Source organism: Dolichospermum sp. LEGE 00240 (genome assembly GCF_015207875.1).
GTDB lineage: Bacteria > Cyanobacteriota > Cyanobacteriia > Cyanobacteriales > Nostocaceae > Dolichospermum > Dolichospermum gracile.
On record NZ_JADEVZ010000056.1, the window covers coordinates 16,678 to 34,509 of the forward strand.

Annotated in this window: 21 protein-coding genes and 1 pseudogene; 4 read left to right on the top strand and 18 right to left on the bottom strand. The window is 37.4% G+C overall.

Annotation, left to right across the window (positions count from 1 at the left end):
• Positions 1 to 75: 75 nt before the first annotated feature.
• The 5 genes from IQ226_RS17365 to IQ226_RS17385 all read right to left on the bottom strand — a co-directional run bounded on the left by IQ226_RS17365 (position 76) and on the right by IQ226_RS17385 (position 4,329).
• Positions 76 to 1,140, bottom strand: a complete 1,065-nt coding sequence (locus tag IQ226_RS17365; protein WP_193897334.1) for a DUF1822 family protein — start codon at positions 1,138 to 1,140, stop codon at positions 76 to 78.
• Positions 1,141 to 1,280: 140 nt separating this feature from the next.
• Positions 1,281 to 1,997 (bottom strand): hypothetical protein, encoded by a 717-nt coding sequence (locus IQ226_RS17370; RefSeq protein WP_193897336.1) that lies wholly within the window; start codon positions 1,995 to 1,997, stop codon positions 1,281 to 1,283.
• Entirely contained in the window at positions 1,987 to 2,472 is a 486-nt protein-coding gene (locus IQ226_RS17375) for a hypothetical protein (protein ID WP_193897338.1), read from the bottom strand. The genes IQ226_RS17370 and IQ226_RS17375 overlap by 11 nt, the downstream gene beginning before the upstream one ends.
• Positions 2,473 to 2,677: 205 nt before the next feature.
• On the bottom strand, positions 2,678 to 3,181 hold the full coding sequence (locus tag IQ226_RS17380) for a tetratricopeptide repeat protein (protein ID WP_052149981.1): 504 nt from the start codon (positions 3,179 to 3,181) through the stop codon (positions 2,678 to 2,680).
• Between the two features lie 608 nt (positions 3,182 to 3,789).
• A complete protein-coding gene (locus IQ226_RS17385) occupies positions 3,790 to 4,329 on the bottom strand; it encodes a YbjN domain-containing protein (RefSeq protein WP_052149982.1) in 540 nt (179 codons plus the stop codon).
• 219 nt (positions 4,330 to 4,548) lie between these two features.
• On the opposite strand from IQ226_RS17385, the pseudogene IQ226_RS25995 reads away from it, so the two are divergent.
• The 3 genes and pseudogenes from IQ226_RS25995 to IQ226_RS17400 all read left to right on the top strand — a co-directional run.
• A pseudogene (locus IQ226_RS25995) lies at positions 4,549 to 4,644 on the top strand (type II toxin-antitoxin system RelE/ParE family toxin); the annotation flags it as partial.
• 235 nt (positions 4,645 to 4,879) lie between these two features.
• On the top strand, positions 4,880 to 5,023 hold the full coding sequence (locus IQ226_RS17395) for a hypothetical protein (protein ID WP_193897340.1): 144 nt from the start codon (positions 4,880 to 4,882) through the stop codon (positions 5,021 to 5,023).
• 93 nt (positions 5,024 to 5,116) lie between these two features.
• Entirely contained in the window at positions 5,117 to 6,235 is a 1,119-nt protein-coding gene (locus IQ226_RS17400) for a transglutaminase domain-containing protein (protein WP_193897341.1), read from the top strand.
• Positions 6,236 to 6,349: 114 nt separating this feature from the next.
• Here IQ226_RS17400 and IQ226_RS17405 read toward each other — a convergent pair whose 3' ends face one another.
• From IQ226_RS17405 to IQ226_RS17420, 4 genes are all read right to left on the bottom strand, one after another.
• A complete protein-coding gene (locus IQ226_RS17405) occupies positions 6,350 to 6,733 on the bottom strand; it encodes a hypothetical protein (protein WP_193897343.1) in 384 nt (127 codons plus the stop codon).
• Between the two features lie 479 nt (positions 6,734 to 7,212).
• The gene (locus IQ226_RS17410) at positions 7,213 to 9,045 is read right to left on the bottom strand and encodes an AAA family ATPase (RefSeq protein WP_193897345.1); all 1,833 of its coding nucleotides are present in this window, start codon (positions 9,043 to 9,045) and stop codon (positions 7,213 to 7,215) included.
• A 39-nt stretch (positions 9,046 to 9,084) separates the two neighbouring features.
• Positions 9,085 to 10,959, bottom strand: a complete 1,875-nt coding sequence (locus IQ226_RS17415) for an ArsA family ATPase (protein ID WP_193897347.1) — start codon at positions 10,957 to 10,959, stop codon at positions 9,085 to 9,087.
• Positions 10,960 to 10,997: 38 nt separating this feature from the next.
• Positions 10,998 to 11,678 (bottom strand): GvpL/GvpF family gas vesicle protein, encoded by a 681-nt coding sequence (locus IQ226_RS17420; protein ID WP_193897349.1) that lies wholly within the window; start codon positions 11,676 to 11,678, stop codon positions 10,998 to 11,000.
• A 125-nt stretch (positions 11,679 to 11,803) separates the two neighbouring features.
• Between IQ226_RS17420 and IQ226_RS17425 the strand changes: the two genes are divergently transcribed.
• The gene (locus IQ226_RS17425; protein ID WP_193897351.1) at positions 11,804 to 12,121 is read left to right on the top strand and encodes a gas vesicle protein; all 318 of its coding nucleotides are present in this window, start codon (positions 11,804 to 11,806) and stop codon (positions 12,119 to 12,121) included.
• A 149-nt stretch (positions 12,122 to 12,270) separates the two neighbouring features.
• On the opposite strand, the gene IQ226_RS17430 is transcribed toward IQ226_RS17425, so the two are convergent.
• The 9 genes from IQ226_RS17430 to gvpA (IQ226_RS17470) all read right to left on the bottom strand — a co-directional run bounded on the left by IQ226_RS17430 (position 12,271) and on the right by gvpA (IQ226_RS17470) (position 17,792).
• Positions 12,271 to 12,633, bottom strand: coding sequence for a gas vesicle protein GvpG (locus tag IQ226_RS17430; RefSeq protein ID WP_193897353.1), 363 nt, complete (start codon positions 12,631 to 12,633; stop codon positions 12,271 to 12,273).
• Positions 12,634 to 12,644: 11 nt separating this feature from the next.
• On the bottom strand, positions 12,645 to 13,382 hold the full coding sequence (locus IQ226_RS17435) for a GvpL/GvpF family gas vesicle protein (RefSeq protein WP_193897355.1): 738 nt from the start codon (positions 13,380 to 13,382) through the stop codon (positions 12,645 to 12,647).
• A gap of 46 nt (positions 13,383 to 13,428) precedes the next feature.
• A complete protein-coding gene (locus IQ226_RS17440; RefSeq protein WP_193897357.1) occupies positions 13,429 to 13,938 on the bottom strand; it encodes a gas vesicle protein K in 510 nt (169 codons plus the stop codon).
• A gap of 112 nt (positions 13,939 to 14,050) precedes the next feature.
• Complete coding sequence (gene gvpJ, locus IQ226_RS17445; RefSeq protein WP_193897359.1) at positions 14,051 to 14,524, bottom strand: gas vesicle protein; 474 nt, start codon at positions 14,522 to 14,524, stop codon at positions 14,051 to 14,053.
• Between the two features lie 85 nt (positions 14,525 to 14,609).
• Complete coding sequence (gvpN, locus tag IQ226_RS17450; protein WP_193897361.1) at positions 14,610 to 15,689, bottom strand: gas vesicle protein GvpN; 1,080 nt, start codon at positions 15,687 to 15,689, stop codon at positions 14,610 to 14,612.
• Between the two features lie 339 nt (positions 15,690 to 16,028).
• Positions 16,029 to 16,622, bottom strand: a complete 594-nt coding sequence (gene gvpC, locus IQ226_RS17455; protein WP_193897363.1) for a gas vesicle protein GvpC — start codon at positions 16,620 to 16,622, stop codon at positions 16,029 to 16,031.
• Positions 16,623 to 16,924: 302 nt separating this feature from the next.
• Positions 16,925 to 17,140 carry a gas vesicle structural protein GvpA gene (gvpA, locus tag IQ226_RS17460; protein ID WP_015080752.1) on the bottom strand — a complete coding sequence of 72 codons (216 nt, stop codon included), beginning with the start codon at positions 17,138 to 17,140 and terminating at the stop codon, positions 16,925 to 16,927.
• 110 nt (positions 17,141 to 17,250) lie between these two features.
• The gene (gvpA, locus tag IQ226_RS17465) at positions 17,251 to 17,466 is read right to left on the bottom strand and encodes a gas vesicle structural protein GvpA (RefSeq protein WP_193897365.1); all 216 of its coding nucleotides are present in this window, start codon (positions 17,464 to 17,466) and stop codon (positions 17,251 to 17,253) included.
• 110 nt (positions 17,467 to 17,576) lie between these two features.
• Positions 17,577 to 17,792, bottom strand: a complete 216-nt coding sequence (gene gvpA, locus IQ226_RS17470) for a gas vesicle structural protein GvpA (RefSeq protein ID WP_015080752.1) — start codon at positions 17,790 to 17,792, stop codon at positions 17,577 to 17,579.
• Positions 17,793 to 17,832: the final 40 nt, after the last annotated feature.

The window sequence follows — 17,832 nt, forward strand, 5'->3', positions numbered from 1 at the left end:
AAGCATGATTTATCACAAATATCTAATATCTCAGAATTATTTCAAAACATAGTTACTGAGAAAATTAGTTGTTGTTTAAATTATAAACTCCTGAGTAAAACTGCTATCACTCAGAGTTACTGTGACACTGAAATATTCGCCTGAACTTCCATTTATTTTAGACTCGATATAAATGTCTCCTGTCTGTGATTCCATTGTTGTTACTACAATATTGTCCCTTAGATCCGTTATGGTCAGCTTTAACCCAGTTGGTAGTAAATACGGTTCTTGCTCTAAGGAATAAACACGCAGAATGATTAGTATCTCGCCGTCTGACTTCGGTACAATTCCCACCATCAACGCTAGAGAATAACCCAGTAGATAAACTCCTAAATCCTTAGCGCTGATAATAGGACAGGCGGAATGTTGGGGATTTTTTTGCCATAACAACTCAGCCGATTGCCAACGCTTGTTATCATCCTGGGTATTGCAGATATCATTGACTAAATCCTCTTCGCTAGGGGTTTCCAAAACCAGATTTATATCTCTCATCACTGGACTTGACTTCATCACTGGACTTGGAGTTTTTTTACTGATTGCTGTCATTCTCTCCAATAAATCCCGTTGGGGTTGCCAATCAAGTTCAAATTTACCCTGAACCCAATTCCCAAGTTTTACTATTACTGGATCGTCTATTACTGGATCGGGTATCAAATATTCTAAAAAGGCATCAAGGGGCTGAAAATAAGACCGTGGTAATTCTGACACTGATACAGAAGGAACAAATCCTATGATTTCTCCTACTTGATAGGGTTCATCTATTTCAACAATCACATAAGCAGTCCTTTCCGATTGGACTTCAGGGGGAAAGTAACATTTAGAATCTTGCTTGTGTATAGCACGACATTCTAAGTAACCATTCAAAGCAGGAATATATAAATCGGCGATATTTTCTAACTGTTGCTCTAAGGGATTCCAACAGTGACTACGTTCTAAGTCTGTTTCAATACCTAAAACTTCTAAAAAATGTTGAGTAGCTAAAACAGCTAGGGTATTGCGATAAACCTGTTCGGCTCGTTGTCGAGTTGACTGTTTTTGGGCAAATTTATTAGCCTGTTGACGGTTTTCTTTTGTAAGTGCAATGGTAATTGGTTCTGTCATAATATGTTTCTCCAAAAGCATTTTATTAGCTGAATTTGCTAGTTATGTGAACTGCTAACAGATAATTGGTAATAAAATCCCGATTTTCCATAATGTTCATCCTTGTGCAGTCAACCTAAATAGCTTATTTACGGGAATTTTTAGTCAAGAAGGCCTTTAAACCCGCGAAAACATCGGCTTTTACAAAATCGTTTTAAGGATGATGATGGTACTTTGTATTTCTTAGCCAAAATCTCCCATAAATAGGGATTTCTTTGATCAGCATAGTGATTATTATCATGCAGAATATCAAGAATATCAATCAGCAATAACTTACAGTCAACATGATGATAATTTTGCATCCGACAGTTACATAAATTCGGGGAATCTTTGACTAATTCTCTCCACTCTTCAATGGTTTCATTAAAAGAAAACTGATCAGGCGAAGGAATATTGTCAATTTGTGCATCATCATTATCTTCTCTTTTCTGTTGTTTAGTTATCTCGTTGGTAACATCGAGAATTTTCCATCTCAGATACTTGTTAAACCAAGTGCTAATACTAGATAGTTTGGGATTATATTTCTGAGCAAAATTTCTCAAAAACCACTCCTTATTTCTTGATAAAGCCTCTTCATAGATATCAGATGATATCATTTTACCTCCACCCCACATCAGTCCAGACTTTTCGATTATCTGAATAATGAAGCCTATTATTTCGTTAGCTTCTTGGGGGTCGTTCTGTTGCCGGACGTAATTTAATAAGGACTCACGCAAAGAAACAGAGTTGATTATCTCCCGCAGCTTATGCTTTTCTTGTAGTAGTTTTTGCCTTTGTAAGGGACTTAGCAAAATCTGATTTAGTTCATCAGGTGTCATATCCGTTATTTTCTCTTTCCTGTTGTTTAGTTATCTCGCGGACAACATCGAGAATTTTCCATCTCAGATACTTGTTAAACCAAGTGCTAATACTAGATAGTTTGGGATTATATTTCTGAGCAAAATTTCTCAAAAACCACTCCTTATTTCTTGATAAAGCCTCTTCATAGATATCGGATGATATCATTTTACCTCCACCCCACATCAGTCCAGACTTTTCGATTATCTGAATAATGAAGCCTATTATTTCGTTAGCTTCTTGGGGGTCGTTCTGTTGCCGGACGTAATTTAATAAAGACTCACGCAAAGAAATAGAGTTGATTATCTCCCGCAGCTTATGCTTTTCTATTCGTAATAGTTTTTTCCTTGCTAAGGGACTTAGCAAAATCTGATTTAGTTCATCAGGTGTCATATCCGTTATTTTCGATTCGACTAAGATCGGCGGATCTTTGGTTAATAAGATTAATGCTGACATTATACTACCAATATTTATGGTTTATGTTGCCAATACTTAAAAAATGTTTAAACCGTAGTATTCCATAATTTTCTCAGATCCAAACTGAGTTTATTTATGGTCGCCAGAATCATTGATCAAAGCCTAAAAGGAAGTATTCGGGGAAAGTATGCTATGATTAATTCTCATAGTGCTTAACCCCCAAATACCTCCAGTGCTTATTGCTCTAACTGTTTATCGAATAAGTTAACTCAATCATTGTTATGAGACTGTTGATCATGTCTGCCGTTTCCTTCTCTCCTTCCTCTTGAAGTAGATATGAAGCCTTTTTAAAATCACTAAGTGCCGATATTGGACTATTCAGTACTACAAAACAAGACCCACGACCAACATAAGCATAGGGAATACTGGGATCAAGCTCAATCACCTTATCAAAATCAGCTTTTGCTGCTTTATAATTCCCATTAGTGAAATGGGATAATGCTCTACCGAGGTAGGCACAAGGATCATTAGGGGATGTCTTTATAAGTTGAGTAAAATATTTAACCGATTGACGGGAATCTTGGGAATTTGTTGCAGGTAAACCTCGGAATAAATTACTATTACTACCGGAGGACGTAAACCCAGGAAACTGTGTTTGTGCTGTGAAGAAATCTTGTCCTAAAGCCTTGGTGCTAATGGTAATTGTCCCTAATGCAAGAATAACTGCTAATAAGTTTTTGACTTTCATGGTTCTATGCCCCTAAACTATTCTGGACTTTTACTATTGGCTTATCGGTTTTAAAAGGGAGATTTTACAGAGATATTTATCATTTGTTACAATGTTTATCTCTAAACTTATGTCCCTACCCTTTCTATTGGCTTATCGGTTTTAAAAGGGAGATTTGACAGAGATGTTTATCATTTGTGACAATGTTTATCTCTAAACGATGTTTATCTCTAAACGTCATTACCCCTTCTACTGGGTTATCGGGTTTAAAAGGGAGATTTTCACAAGACTGAGAATTTATTAACGTAACGTGAGTTTGACAAAAACAATTTGACCCCTCTGGTAAACCTCTACCTAACCTTTTCGTAAAAGGTTACTGGTACAACACGGTGCAAATCAGATGACCATTAAAAAGCTTTCCATTAGAGAACTCCACAAAAAAGATGAACTGCTTGCAGCAGCGCCTCGCTATCCAATCTTGTGAGATGGGCATCTTGTCCGTCCTTGTATTATTAGCGGGCTTTTCAGCCCACACCACAAGAAATTTTGGGATATTTTTTTAATTGGAAGTCTCTTACCCAGATATTTCTCAACTGTTTTGAAGCGTGAGACTATAATCTGCATTTACCCTATTCAGTCAAAATATCTTGGACGACGGACTGAACAGTTTTATTCCACCAAGAAAAATTATCTTCTAAATTCCTTGTGGATACACCATAATCTATGTTAACGGTCATTTCCAAAGCGGTATCGCCATCTGTATCTAAGTATGCTTTACCGAATCTTGTTTTACGATTCCATTCATTGATTTTATCTAAAGTGGCATTTCGCCCTCCCGTCCAGTAAGTATAAAACTGAATATCATCACAGTCTTTACCATTGAGACAGCCGTAAAAATGAATAGTATATTTTTGTCCATCAATTCTCCCAGTAATTCTCGGATCACCCACATTGTCTTTGTCAAGAGATGCAGTACCAAAGCCTTTTGCTATCTCTAAAATCTTATCGGGCATAGTTGCATCAATTAATACTGGAGTAGTAGTAGTTCTCGTTCTTTGATTTGTTTGTGCTTGAGCAGACAGTACATTGATGTTGACTAAAAGAGAGACCAAAATACCAGATAGACCAATACCACAAACAATAGCCTTAGATTCTAGAATAGGACTCATGTAGGTTTCTCCTTAATTAAATCTCAGGAAGTTTAACGTTCTAAAGGTATATCTTTGCTTGTCCGAGATTTTGACAAATCTCTTTACATATCTTGACAATTTTCATCTAAACAGAAAATATTAGTTAAATATAATACACAGAACTGCTGAAATTTCTATTTAGTTTAAAGTGAGTTTAAGAGCGATCGCCAACTTTTTGGACAATTTCTTCAGTGAGTGATGGGGCGGCTTGATGGTTTAGCAACTGTTCTGGATTTTCTCAATGGTTTACAACCTAAAATAGCAGCACAAATAGCAAAAAAGGTATTGGCTTTGATTGAATAACACTTTTTATCGGATGTTCTTTTCTGCTTGAATTTTCGTTGATTCACATCATGGTCAATTTGTACAGTGCGTAAGTCCTAGTTTTATTGAAGTTAGTTAAGTAGGTTGGCGTTAAAAATTGTGGTTGGGATAAGGCAGGGGAAAAAGGGTTTTAGCCTTGTTTACTTTTCTTTACAGAGTTTGGTTGTATTTTTGACAGAACAGGGTTAATTCACATAAAATCCGAATGCAAAAAATTATCAAAGAAGCAGAATTATTGGAAATACAAAAAAATCTGGCTCAAGCGCAACTTCAGTTAGTTCAAAGCCAAATTTATGAAGCAGAATTAAAATTAAAACAACTACAAAATACCCCATCTGAAAATAAATAATTGAGGGTATTTCACTACTGGGGAGTTTTATCAACACATTCAGGCGATCGCCTATAGTAATCAAAGCACATTTTAGAGATCAGGGAGAGTTTTATGCGTAAAAATTTTGCAGAACTTTTTCGTCAAGAAGTCCGTAAACGTCAGCAGCGAAAGAAAAAACAAATAGTCCTAATAATCGGACTTAGTTTACTAACTCTGTTCTTAATTATATGGTTTATCTACTTATGGTTGCAAGGAAAAATAATTCTCAGAACAGCGCATTTAACTACTAGCATGATTCCGAACTTAATAACAACCGCCATATTAATTTTGGCAGTTGTCATTATTTGTCGTACCATTAAACATCCGTCATTCAGAAAGTATTGTCAATCATTACAACTTGACAAGTTTAGTTACTGGAAAAATCTAAAACATAAAAAGTTAACGGGTATTTCAGTATTAATAGTTTTGATTCACTATACTAATCCCTATGGATGGGGTAATTTAGTTAGTTATCTAATACACAGACCCAAACCTTCTCAAGTAAATACAGCCTTGCTCCAGAAGAATTATACAACGATTCATCCACTTGTTGCTAATATGCCATCTAGTGCGGAAAAAAACATCCAATCAGTGGCTAAGTATATTGTTGAAAATGAACCAGATTCCTATTTAAGAATTAAAGCTGTACATGACTTTGTGATTAATTGGCTTACTTATGATGAAGAAGCTTGGAATAAAGGGATAAGACATCCCCAAGACCCACAAACAGTTTTTGACACTCGCAAAGCAGTTTGCGAAGGATATGCACGTCTTTTCGAGGCATTAGCCAGACAAATTGATGCCAATGTTGTTTACATTGAAGGAAGAGTTCGTCTAGAACTAATCCAAGATTCAATTCCTTCTTGGAAAAAACTGATTAAGTCTAAAGATAGTTTGACAGGTCACGCCTGGAATGCAGTTGAGATTGAAGGGAATTGGCAATTTGTTGATACAACCTGGGATGATGATGTTACTTCATATAGATCAGATTATCTGATGCGATCGCCCGAATTAATGATCGAAAGCCATTTTCCTGATCAAATAAATTTGCCGCTTTTACATTTTTTAAATTGGCAGCTTTTACCTTTTTCTGAACAGAAAAATAGAGATAGCTTTGAAAAACAGGCTCTCGACCGTTCTATAAAATTTACCCAAAATTACCAAACTCCAGACAGATATGGACACCGATAACTTTAGTGTTTATTTCCTGTTTTATCCCAATATCAAGTTAACACTTGAAAAAACAAATTTCTCAAACTCCCTAATGAGAAAACCTCAGCCATTGATGTTTTTTATTTATGGTTACTAACTCAAAATCTGAAGTGTAGCTTCATCAAATACTAACCCTCGACGGGCAAAATATTTATGAATGTTAATTTGCACAAATAAATCTTTTAGTTCTTCGGCAATTTCAGTTGGCGGATTTCCTGATAAAGCAATTGCAATTAAATGTTCTGCACTGTGAATGTCTCCACAGTCAATTGCTAAGGTTGCGGCACTACGATACAATATTGAACGGGTGGGTTCTGCCGCAAAATTATCTGCTATTATTTCTGCTGCTAATCTTTCTTTTTCAAACGCTTGCCGGGATAATTGAGAAGCTAAATCTAAATTACTTCTAAGTTTAGCAACTTGTGCCATTTCGGCTAAATCCATAGCTTGTTGATGTAACTCTTGAATCTGACTCATTTTTTGACTATGAACGCTAAAGGGTTACTGAATTCAACTACCACGATGTAAGCTGGGAGAGTCCCGTCTGTGGGGCTGACTTGCTCAAGTTTCTGTTTAATTCTAGCTTTTATTCTGCTTTCATCGCCTTTACGGATGCCAGAAACTTCTAACCAATTCCTTTGAATTTGAATTCATTAATTAATGAATGTTTTAATTGTAATATCCTAAACTAAATTCAATAAAGCGGATTACCATAAGGGTGAGGTACACTTTTGGCGAGCAAGATGCCCGCACCACAAGATTTTTATCATTAATATCTGTAACTTATCATATCGGAAACTGCTGTAAAGCGATCGCTAAATCAATTCATAACAATTCTATCCAGTTGTAGCGACGCTGAAAACAATTACCAGTAGTATGGCGATTGCACTTACTTGTTTATGTTTTCCGACCCCCGGACAAATTCCTTGCAGCCGAGGGTAAGAGAGAGAATCTAATTAAGCATGACGTTGACTGACTAAAACCTGATAAGAATATTCAAAATCATCATTAGTAATCCTGATATCAGCCGGATTTGTCTGTCCTTGCGATCGGAAACGGCGAATAGCTTCCACAGCAGCTTGATTAGATAGTAATACTAAATCTGCACCATTCCAGCCTTCCGTGACTTCAGACCAATAGGTTAAATTTACATCTAACAATGGTCGTCCCTGAGTATAGACTTGCAAAATATCTAAACGACTAGCTAAATCAGGTAAATCTACCTTAAGTTGTAAATCCAACCTTCCTGCCCGTAATAAAGCAGAATCAAGAGCATCAGGACGGTTTGTAGCCCCAATGACCAGAATACTTGCACCCGCCTCTACACCATCCAATTCAGTTAATAATTGTCCCACTACCCGGTTACTGACACCAGAATCACCGCTGTAAGTTCCCCGTGCTGGGGCTAAGGTATCAATTTCATCAATGAATATGACACAGGGTTCGGCTTGTCGCGCCTTAGCAAATAATTCCCGCACTGCTTGTTCACTCGCACCCACCCAACGGGTCAGTAATTCCGGTCCATTGACACCAATAAAATTAGCCCTGGCCTGGGAAGCCACAGCTTTGGCTAATAAAGTTTTACCAGTTCCCGGCGGACCCCATAGCAAAATCCCCTTAGGAGCAATAGCCTTAGTTTGGAGGTAAAGTTCTGGATAAAGTAGCGCCCCTTCTACAGATTCTCGCAGAGTTTGCTTAATATTCTCTAAACCACCAATATCATCCCAAGCAACTTGGGGAACTTCAACTTCCACACTGCGAAGTACAGCCGGTTTGATTTCCTTTAGTCCCTGTAAAAAATCAGTTTGAGTAACCGTCATGTTTTCTGGAGCTTGCACCTCTATAGAAGGAACTTGACGACGGAGGGCGCTATAAGCCGCCTTTTGACAAACGGCCTTCAAATCAGCCCCCACAAATCCCACCGCCCGCTCGGCGATAAAATCGAGGTCAACGGTGTTATCCAAGGGCATAGAACGGGTGAGAATTTGCAGGATTTCTTTGCGGCCGTTGATATCAGGAATGCGAAACTGAACTTCCCGGTCAAATCGTCCTGGTCTTCGCAGGGCTGGATCAAGGTGGTCAGGGCGGTTGGTAGCCGCGAGAACAATTACCCCTGGACTATGGGAAAAACCATCCATTAAGCCTAATAATTGGGCAACCAGACGCTTTTCAACTTCCCCTTCTACGGCACTGCGGTCTGGGGCGAGGCTATCAATTTCATCAATAAAAATAATACAGGGAGCATTTTTGGCGGCTTTTTCAAAAATACCGCGCAATCTTTGCTCCGCTTCACCATAATATTTACTGATGACTTCAGGACCGACAATAGCAATGTAGTTAACGCCCAGTTCTTCAGCCAAAGCCCGGGCGGTGAGAGTTTTGCCGGTGCCTGGCGGTCCAACTAACAATACGCCGTGGGTGGGTTCTAGTCCCAATTTGGCCAGTAGATCAGGGCGTTTTAAAGGAATAGCAACCAGTTCTTTGAGTTCTTTGAGAATTTCGCTCAGTCCACCGATATCTTTCAGAGCAATACCCGAAGCGGGATCGGGAGGAACAACTGGATCTGAGGGACCTGCACCAGAAGCCGGGGGGGATTGAGTGTTCATCCGACTTGTACCCACCTCATTACCCATATTATTGCTACGAGGGATATTTCCTGTGCGGGGAATGTTGCTTAAAGGTCGGGAATTAAACTGGACATTGGTTTTGATTTCTCCGTTTTCTGCCTTTTCTTCTAGGGTTTTTACCAGTTCTAGTAACTGTTCAAATCCTTTGAATAAATCACTCATAATAGTCCTCCAAAAATTGATGCTAAACAGTTCATCTACTTAAAATAAAAGATTGGCAGCACCTTGAACTCTGGCAAGTGGTTCCACCGATCTGGGTAACTTAGGTAAACGAATAATTGTTTGTTCGGGAAACAAACTACTATCAGTTGCCAGTTCTTGGCTGTAGCGATTTTGCACTACATAACGTTGTTGAATTTTCATTGTTTTCAACGTTTCTGTTAAGCGGATATGTTCAGCAATGATCGCTGCTTCTGCCTGAATTACACCCACAAATTGGGTATGACGTGGATCTTTTAATTTCTTTTGAGCTTGGACAACTTGTTGGCGCAGATGTCGCAACCGTCCCATAAAATCAACTCGACCTAAAACATTTTGATATTTCATCCACAGCTTAAATATCCAAGATAACCAATCCCCTAAGGCAGTTGGCATTTGTAAAAATTGCAGGAGATGACCTGTTGGTGCTGTATCTAAAATAATCAAATCTTGCTCGTTACTGTCTAATAAATCGAGAATTGTAATTAGGGATAACATCTCATCTATACCAGGTAAAGCTTGAGACATAATCTGTCGCCAAGCTTCTGGAAGATAAGCAATATTTACTGTTGTTTCAGTTTCTGTTCCTTCCCCACTAATCATATCCGCTAATTCCCAAAGATAATCAGCACGGAATTGATCTAATATTTGGCTGGCATCAATTTCTTGTCCGCTTAAGTTAGGAGTTAATAATACAGGTTCATGTCCTAATTTTTGACCAAAAGCATCTCCTAATGAATGAGCAGGATCTATAGAAATCATGCGAATTTTTTTCTCAGGATAACGACTAGCTAAAGCCCAGCCCATTGCGGCAGAAACTGTGGTTTTGCCAACTCCTCCTTTACCACCAACAATAATTAGTTGACATCCTTCAGCTATAAAGTCACTAAAGCTGGGGGGAATTTTGCTTGGCCATTGGATGAGTGGGGGAGTTGCAAGTTCAACGCTATCAATTTTCTGCATTTGAGATGCCAGATTATCTAATGCAACTCCACCCAATGGTTGGATTTTTTGTTGAGGGACGATAAAAACGGGTTTATTTTGGGAAATTGTTAAGAATTTATTGATAAATTTTTGCTGTTCCGCATAGCGGTCTGGCTCTATATCTAAATCTGTTAAAATTCGATTAATTACTATTCCCGCATAGGGAACATCTAGAGTTTTTAAATTTCCTAAGAATCGCTCTGTTTCCGCAAAACACATTGGTTCAGAGACTGCGGCAACTAAACAACCTGTAAATGTATCATCTTGTAGTAGTCGTCTACTTTCTGATAATTGCAGTTTGAGATCAGCTAAAAAGTCATCTACTTCATCCCTTGTATAACCTCCTGTGAAAGTTTGTGTGATCACCTGATGTTTTTTCTGAAAGAGTTCTAAAGAGTTTAAAATAACATCCAGAAAATCTTTCAGTCGTAATAAGTTTAATGTATGACCAGAAGGAGCCATATCAACTACTATCCGATCTACTTTTTTTTCAGACAGTAAGTATTGAATTTCTAGTAACCCCATTAATTCGTTTAAACCAGGCCAGTTTAAATCCCAAACAGGGGCTAAGTCTTCTCCGTCAGCTAAACTACCTCGCTCCACCAATAGTTCTAAAAATTGACTATATTTGGCTTTAAATTCTAATAACAGTTTTTGAGCATCTAAGGCCTGAATACTCAAATTAGGTAAATCTGTTAATGGTGATGCATAATCTTTCACTTCTGAAAGTAATATATCACCTAAAGAATGTGCGGGATCTGTAGAAAGTAACAGAATTTTTTCTTCAGGGAAACGTCTTGCCCAATAACGAGCAAAACTACAAGAAATGGTGGTCTTGCCAACTCCACCTTTACCGCTAAACATGACTAAGTGAAGTGAGTCGTATTGATTCATAAAAGGCTAAAAAAGTAAATAAACGTTGGCAGAAATAATTAAATGAAGTGATAAGGAGGAATACCTTCTCCTAAAAATAGATTCCACCGAGGGCAAGTTTGCTGCCAAGTTAAAAATTGTTCTAAAAGTAAGGTTTTATCTTGGTAATTGACTAAAAGGTAAATTCGTACTTCTTCTTCTTGTTCTTGAATAATAACGGGAATTTGATTGATTTTGCTGATAAAATTAATCAATATTTCTTTTTCTGATGCTTGGGCAAGAATAAAGTTTTTTTGCCTTTGATAGTGTTGCTTCTTAGCTAAAAAGTAATGTCTACCTGATTCTAAAATCGGCGATTCTTCTTCGATCATGCGAGGGATCAATTTTAAAACAAATTCGGTTTTACGATTGATTTTTTCTAGCTTATTTAGATATTCTTGCCCGTAAGTTTCTAGATGGGTTAGCAGGTTGTCTGTAGTGGCAAAATAAGTTCCAAAACGTAACGGTAAAACTGTAATTTGCCGAAAAATATCACAAATAACTCGATCATGATCTATAGCCATCTGGACAATTTTTTCATCATCATCTTGAAATGAATCTAAAGATATTCCAGGCTCGACAATAGCTGAAAGTCCATTTCCATCAATTTGAACTACTGAAGTAGTAGAACCTTGTGGTAAATGCAAGGAAAAGCTAGGCGTTTTTAAAAAAGCATAAGTGTAAAGATCTTCTAATTCCATATGTTTCACCTGTATAAAACTATTTTCCGATTCATGGAAATACCAGATAAATTTAGTTCTAAATTATTCAGTATTTACAATAGTAACTTATTGGTTATAATACTAGAAAATATTCAGGTTTTATCATGAAAAGCTTTCGTCATCGTAGTATTATTAGAGCTAAAATTAGCACGATGCCACGACATATCTCTGAAGCATCTAGTCAATTAGAACTTTATAAGATGGTAGCTGAGAAACAACGTATTATCAGAGAATTATCCTCTATTAAAGAACGAATGGTTACACTTCAAAAACGGTTAGATTCTCTCAATAATGAGATAGAGAACACAGAGAGAACGATTTATAAATTGCGTCAACCTCACTCCAGCAATGCTCAAAGTATGGTGCGTTTAAAGAATGTTGTTGAATCCAATAATTACCAGACTTTTGAGATTGAATATTAAGATATAAAATCTTGATGGATTTGGTAGATATGGAGACATTAAATCAAAATTATTACCCGCGAAAGCGGGTTTTTTGTTATCATCTTATTAAACGCTATGTAACTATTGCCATAAATCAGTTGACATTAAAAATTATTATTCCTGCGGTACTAGGGTAATAGGACGAGATCCTTCTCTCTGTCAGTTTCTATTGCAAATTGAGGTTGTATAGCCAAGTCTTCCTCTTCTTCTAATTCTAGTTGTAAGCGGGCTTCCTCCTCTGCCAATTCTAATTCTAAGCGGGCTTCCTCTTCCAAGGCTTGAATTTTCAAGAGAATCTCTTCTTCTTGAATCTCGAAATCCTCTTCAGAAATTTCGCCAATATCGAAAGAAAGCTGTAAGTTTAATAATTGTTTATGCAAATTTTCTTGAGCATCAAATTCAGTATTGGTACGCTCTTGGATCTGCTCACCAATCCAGACAAGTCCATTAAGTGGACCCATGATTGGCAATAGTAAAAGTTTCGTCAGCATGGTAAAAACTCCTATGAAGTAAGCTGGGCAAATGTGTAAGGTGCGGTAAAATTGTTGTAGCGAATACGTAGGCGATCGCCAAATTTTTGATCAATAGCTTCGACTCGTTCGCTAAATACAGGTTCTGCTTCCCAAGGAATTAAAAAAGCCGCATTGTAAATCATTTCTTCCGTCATTGGTTCACTGACCACAATCTCTTGAGCTAAAGGATTTAGCTCTGTAGTGAAGACTTCAATTACAGCTTGTTTGCGGGCTTGCAAATTGCTTTCAATTAATTGTCCTATTTGAATAACTTCCTCCATACTTAGCTTTTTACCTTCCATGTTGTCCCGTTGCTGCTTCAACTCATGATTAGACTCCATCATGGCTTGCAATTCAGCCTTAGCATCCCAGAGAATTTTAATGCTTACCTCTCTTTGTCCTGTCAATTTTTCAAACAATTTATGTAATTGTTCTTTATGAGGATTAATTAGTTGGCTCATGATTGTTTCCCAATCTTTAACAACTAATCCAAACCGCAAAGGCAAAAGAACACGAAAACTTTCATGCATTGTTTGTTCTAAAACTCTTTCATGAGCTAACAAATTACGGCGAGAAGCCAAATATTTTTCTTGACAGGCCTGTGAATATAAAAAAGTAAAACCATCAACTACTTGGCTATGAACAGATTTTCCATCCAATCCTTGAATATTAAGAGTTTCAGGAATTGGGTCTGGAAAAATGCCGTACAAATAAAGACCAGTATTCATAATCTGCAAAAAAATCAAATCTAAATTTACGATTGATAATGGGGAATTAAATTGGTTTTGATGTCAAAACTAACCTTAATTTGGCGTGAATAAGATCTAGTTGAGCTACACCTATATCTATTTCACCATCTACAACTATTCCGGTATTTAAAAGCCGATCTAATAACTCTAGTATCGAAGGGCGACTACCAGTTTCTCCTGGATAATAAGAACCAGAGGCTGGTAAAAGAGTGCCAAAATCTCCTAAATTTATATTCAAATCTTTTGGATCAATGTCAAATATCTGGCACAAATTTAAAATTTGTTCCTCTAACTTTTGCAAACTTTCTGCGGTTCGTTCTAAGTCAGATTCACTGAGCAAATCCTCTTCCATGCGCCGAATTATTTGAGCTTCCATCAATTGGCGTATCAATTCCAATACGGTCAGCAATAAGGGAGCTAAACCCGTTTCATTATTAGATTTCTTTTTAGGAGAGGTGTTTAGAAATTCGTTAGAGTTTTCAACTGGAATGACGGTGAGGAAATCGTTGGAGTTTTCAACTGGAGTGTAGACCATTTTTATGATGCCACATAAAGGTTTAAATTTCTTTGATGTAATTTAATCATTAAAATTGCCAGAGTTCCAGCGTTTATCAATTGGATATGGATAACTCTTGAATTTCAGTTAATTAGACATCAAGTTGAGAATCTATCGGCAATGGAATACTTTCTTCATGGGTTTGATGAGCATTGTCTTCAGTGGTTGGATGAGTATTATCTTCAGTATTTTCTACTAAGGGAATTTGCTCTTGTACTTTAGCTGATGTTAGTAAATTTATCTGTGATTCTAAGCTCTCTAGGCGATTCTGAAGTTGCTGATTTTCTTCAACTAACCGTTGAGCTTTACTACTGAGATAAGGGTCTGTTTCCCACCAATTGATACCCATTTCTTTGGCTTTATCCACGGAAGCAATTAACAAGCGAATCCGAATGTGTATAAGTTCTGTGGAGGCAATAGAGATAGAAATATCGCCAGCAATTACAATTCCTTTATCTAAAACCCTTTCGAGAATGTCCGCTAAAGTCGAACCCTGGGTAGATGTGTTAATAGCTCGACTTGAGTTGGCTTGAGGACGTGTTGGCAGTATTGGCGTAGAAGTCACGAATGATTCAACTCTTGAATAGTATAAACACAATGAATTTTGTAAACTAAAGATTTTTGCTCCGAAGAGTATGGAGCATTAATGATTAGTTAAGAACTTTGGTTGAAGGCTTTTGAAATCCCTTGAATTCGTTATTTTTTTGCTGACTTACGTAATCAGAAACCTCTTTCTCTAAGGGGATATCATTTCCTAAATCCGTATTAGCGAGCGTATCCATTGTTGGTAAGCTACCCAATTCGGCATCATTTAATATCTCGATTTCTTTTGTGGGAAATTGAGATATAACATCCAGGAAAATATCTGTAGACTCGCTGACAGATAGATGAGTTCTGTTCGACAAAATCTCCATAGCAATTTCCTGAAAAAATGAATTTTCTGGTGTCGCTACAATGTTGTTGTCTGCACAGACTTTAGCAATCATTAAACAAGACCGTAAACCAGAGGTTTTTTCCGCACCTGTGGCTACCCGAAATGATTTAACTAACCGGACTATTAAGTAAGCACATTCTTTTTGTATGTTTGTTTTCTGAACTAATATCTCTGTTTGAGTTATCTCATCTGGTTCTGGCATATTAATAGTTACCAGTCTATCCATCAAAGCATCTTGTGTCGAGTGAACTCCACAATACTCTTCAGGATTAGATGTAAAAATAGCCCGGAATTGAGGACTAACACTCAGGTATTCTGGCTGATTACTGCTAGGGGGAAGGCTCAGAATTTTTTCTTCTAATGCTGATAGCAAGACGTTATTAACTTCAGGTCGCGAACGGTTAAATTCGTCATAAACTAAAGTGAAGCCTTCACGACAAGCGAGAGTCAATCGAGAATCAACCCAATTTTGTTTGAATTCATCTTCAACTTTAACAACACTATGGATATAGTTATCTAGTAATTTTTTGTGAGTGTAACCTGACTCACTACCAATCAAATCCGAACTTTTAAATTCGTCATCTCCAAATAGTAACATGACTGGTCTATCTAGACAGTGAGCCAAGTGCAGGGCTAAGGTTGTTTTCCCTGTACCGGCGGGTCCACGTAAGTGAATAGGGAATCCTGATTTGAGATAAAGTAACGCTCGAATTGCTACTTGCTCGATAGCTGGTGTGACTACAAACTGCCCTGGACGGACACGAAGAACTGCTCTTTTATGATTAGTTTTAGTCATAGTTAGGAGATGAAAATGGTAAGTAAATTAAGATGGTTGGAAAAAAGAAATATTATGAGAATAATGTGAAATTTCTCAATTGATGTGCTATTATCGTTCCATTAGTTGAGCGCATGAAGTAAGAACTCCAGTTTAATAAACGTAGTAAATTTAACGCTAAATTGAATTTATACGTTACTGTTGCTACGGTTTAAATATGGACTGCCGACTCTTCAGGCCTGAACTCATTGTTGAATTTTATTATTCGCCCCCTGATTCTACCAGCTTTGCACCTGGAATGTTAGGGGGCATTACTATTTAGACCTATTCTCCAACAGATAAGCTCTGTGTATTGAGAGATTAACGGCTAGAAACACCAAAAATACTTACAAACAAATCCTGACGGAATGCTTGCAGTTCTTTTGCTTGTTTTTGAGCTTTAGAAATGCGTTCTTGAGCAGTTTCTGCTAAAAATTCTTGGCTGGTTTGCTCAAGTTGCTTACGGAACGCTTGTAGTTCTTCTGCTTGTTTTTGAGCTTGAGCAATGCGTTCTTGAGCAGTTGCTACTAAAAATTCTTGGCTGGTTTGCTCAAGTTGCTTATGGAACGCTTGTAGTTCTTCTGCTTGTTTTTGAGCTTTGGAAATGCGTTCTTGAGCAGTTGCTGCTAAAAATTCTTGGCTGGTTTGCTCAAGTTGCTTACGGAACGCTTGTAGTTCTTCTGCTTGTTTTTGAGCTTGAGCAATGCGTTCTTGAGTAGCTTGCGCTAAAAATTCTTGGCTGGTTTGCTCAAGTTGCTTATGGAACGCTTGTAGTTCTTCTGCTTGTTTTTGAGCTTGTGCGTTTCTTCTCGCTGTTGTAGCAGACAAGAATTCATTAGTCTCTTCAAATAGTTGAGCTACTGCTTCAACTATTGACTGACGTTCTTGGCGAATTTTTGGGATTAAAGCAGTCATAAATTTCTCCAGAAAATAATAAACTGGCATTAACCAGATTCACTGAATTTTTCAATCCACTGAATCTAGTTTCAGAGTTTCTCGCTTTTTTTATATCCTTTGAGAAATCTTAATTTCAGAATACTCTTCTTTAATCACTATTTGGATAAAGCAACAGATTCTCAAGGTTTAGACAGCCTAGTAAAATGAAGGTTTTACCTGATTTTGATAGAAGAGGGATACACAGATAATAAAAAAAAGCAGGTTTAATATCAGAATTAAATTCAAAGATTCATTAATTCTGATATTGGGAATTTGCTTAATTAAGCAGGAACTGCTGCGGATTGGGTTAAACCAACTGCTTCTGCATATTTCAAGTAGGTTTCAACAGAAGCAATGACAATCCGAGCTTCAATTGCTAGTAATTCGATACCAACTAAAGAAACACGAACCCAAGCATCAATTACGATACCTTTGTCAAGGATTCTATCAATAACTTCTGCCAAGCTGGAGGAAGAATTAGTTTTTTCGACTGCCATAATATTTGCACCTTAGCTCATTGTTGTTGTGAACTTGATCCCATTGGGAGAATAACTATGAAATGACCATCTGATAGTTATTCTCTCCTGATTCTCGAACTACCAAATAATTAAGCAGGAACTGCTGCGGATTGAGTTAAACCAACTGCTTCTGCGTATTTCAAGTAGGTTTCAACGGAAGCAATGACAATCCGAGCTTCAATTGCTAGTAATTCGATACCAACAAAAGAAACACGAACCCAAGCATCAATTACGATACCTTTGTCAAGGATTCTATCAATAACTTCTGCCAAGCTAGAGGAAGAATTAGTTTTTTCGACTGCCATAATATTTACACCTTATCTCATTGTTGTTGTGAACTTGATCCCATTGGGAGAATAACTATGAAATGACAATCTGATAGTTATTCTCTCCTGATTCTCGAACTACCAAATAATTAAGCAGGAACTGCTGCGGATTGAGTTAAACCAACTGCTTCTGCGTATTTCAAGTAGGTTTCAACGGAAGCAATGACAATCCGAGCTTCAATTGCTAGTAATTCGATACCAACCAAAGAAACACGAACCCAAGCATCAATTACGATACCTTTGTCAAGGATTCTATCAATAACTTCTGCCAAGCTAGAGGAAGAATTAGTTTTTTCGACTGCCATGATATTTACACCTTATCTCATTGTTGTTGTGAACTTGATC